Here is a 2,166-nt window from a genome sequence, read left to right as displayed (position 1 = left end):
ACCACGGACTACGTGAATACGATTCCGGTGGACCAGGAACCGGAGTTCCCGGGCAACGAGGAGATCGAGCGCCGCTACCGGGCGTGGATGCGCTGGAACGCGGCGATCATGGTCCACCGCGGCCAGCACCCCGACATCGGCGTCGGTGGGCACATCTCCACCTACGCCGGTGCGGCGACCTTGTACGAGGTCGGGTTCAACCACTTCTTCCGCGGCAAGGACCACCCCGGCGGCGGCGACCAGGTCTTCTTCCAGGGCCACGCCTCCCCGGGCATGTACGCACGCGCCTTCATGGAAGGCCGCCTGAGCGAGGTCGACCTCGACGGGTTCCGCCAGGAGAAATCCAAGGCCGGGCACGCCCTGCCCTCCTACCCGCACCCGCGCTCGATGCCCGACTTCTGGGAATTCCCCACCGTGTCCATGGGCATCGGCCCGGCCAACGCGATCTACCAGGCCCAGCTGAACCGCTACCTGGACAACCGCGGGATCAAGGACACCTCCGACCAGCACGTCTGGGCGTTCCTGGGCGACGGCGAGATGGACGAGCCGGACTCGCGCGGGTTCCTGCAGCTGGCCGCGAACGAGAAGCTGGACAACCTCACCTTCGTGATCAACTGCAACCTCCAGCGCCTGGACGGGCCGGTACGCGGCAACGGGAAGATCATGCAGGAACTCGAGGCCTTCTTCCGCGGCGCCGGCTGGAACGTCATCAAGGTCGTCTGGGGCCGCGAGTGGGACGACCTGCTCGACAAGGACGACGACGGGTCCCTGGTGGAGATCATGAACCAGACCCCGGACGGGGACTACCAGACCTACAAGGCCGAATCCGGCGGGTTCGTGCGCGAGCACTTCTTCGGCAAGACCCCCCAGACCAAGGAAATGGTCGCGGACCTGACGGACGCGCAGATCTGGAACCTCAAGCGCGGCGGGCACGACTACCACAAGATGTATGCCGCCTATAAGGCTGCCACCGAGTTCAAGGGCAAGCCGACCGTGATCCTGACCAAGACGGTCAAGGGCTACGGGCTCGGCCCGCACTTCGAGGGCCGCAACGCGACCCACCAGATGAAGAAGCTGACCCTGGAGGACCTCAAGGCCTTCCGCGACCACCTGCGCATCCCCATCAGCGACGAACAGCTCGAGGCCGACCCCTACGCCCCGCCGTACTACCACCCGGGCCCGGACGCCCCGGAGATCAAGTACATGATGGAACGCCGCGCCGCCCTCGGCGGCGCCGTCCCCGAGCGTCGGACGAAGCACCAGCCGCTGCACCTGCCCGAGGACAAGGCCTACGAGGTCGCCAAACGCGGATCCGGCAAGCAGCAGGCCGCGACCACCATGGCCTTCGTCCGCCTCCTCAAGGACCTCATGCGCGACAAGGAATTCGGCGACCGCGTGGTGCCGATCATTCCCGACGAGGCGCGGACCTTCGGCATGGACTCGCTCTTCCCCACCAAGAAGATCTACAACCCCAAGGGGCAGAACTACCTCTCGGTGGACCGTGACCTGGTCCTGGCCTACAAGGAGTCCCCGCAGGGCCAGATCCTGCACACCGGCATCAACGAGGCCGGTTCGACCGCCGCGCTGACGGCCGCGGGCACCGCGTACGCCACGCACGGCGAACCGCTGATCCCGATCTACATCTTCTACTCGATGTTCGGGTTCCAGCGTGCCGGTGACTTCTTCTGGGCGGCTGGGGACCAGATGACCCGTGGCTTCGTCATCGGCGCCACCGCAGGGCGGACCACGCTGACCGGCGAGGGCCTGCAGCACGCCGACGGGCACTCCCCGCTCCTGGCCTCCACCAACCCCGCAGTGGTCACCTACGACCCCGCCTACGGGTACGAGATCGGCCACATCGTCAAGGACGGTCTGCGGCGCATGTACGGCGGGGAGCACGAGGACCCCAACGTGATGTACTACCTCACCGTCTACAACGAGCCGATCCTCCAACCGGCCGAACCGAAGGACCTCGACGTGGAGGGACTGCTCAAGGGCATCTACCTCCTGGCCCCGGCCACCGTCGACGGACCCCGCACCCAGCTGCTGGCCTCCGGCGTCTCCGTACCCTGGGCCCTGGAAGCCCAGCAGATCCTCGCCGACGAATGGGGCGTCTCCGCCGACGTCTGGTCCGTCACCAGCTGGAACGAACTGCGCCGCGACGGC

Annotated in this window: 1 protein-coding gene; it reads left to right on the top strand. The window is 67.0% G+C overall.

Annotation, left to right across the window (positions count from 1 at the left end):
• On the top strand, nt 1-2,166 hold a 2,166-nt coding region (aceE, locus tag AB8M85_RS17460), incomplete at both ends, for a pyruvate dehydrogenase (acetyl-transferring), homodimeric type (protein ID WP_372700107.1).

It is taken from the genome of Arthrobacter sp. JSM 101049, assembly GCF_041679245.1.
Taxonomy (GTDB): Bacteria; Actinomycetota; Actinomycetes; order Actinomycetales; family Micrococcaceae; genus Arthrobacter_H.
Note: the sequence above shows the minus strand (reverse complement) of the source record. Positions and strands in the feature narration are given on the sequence as shown.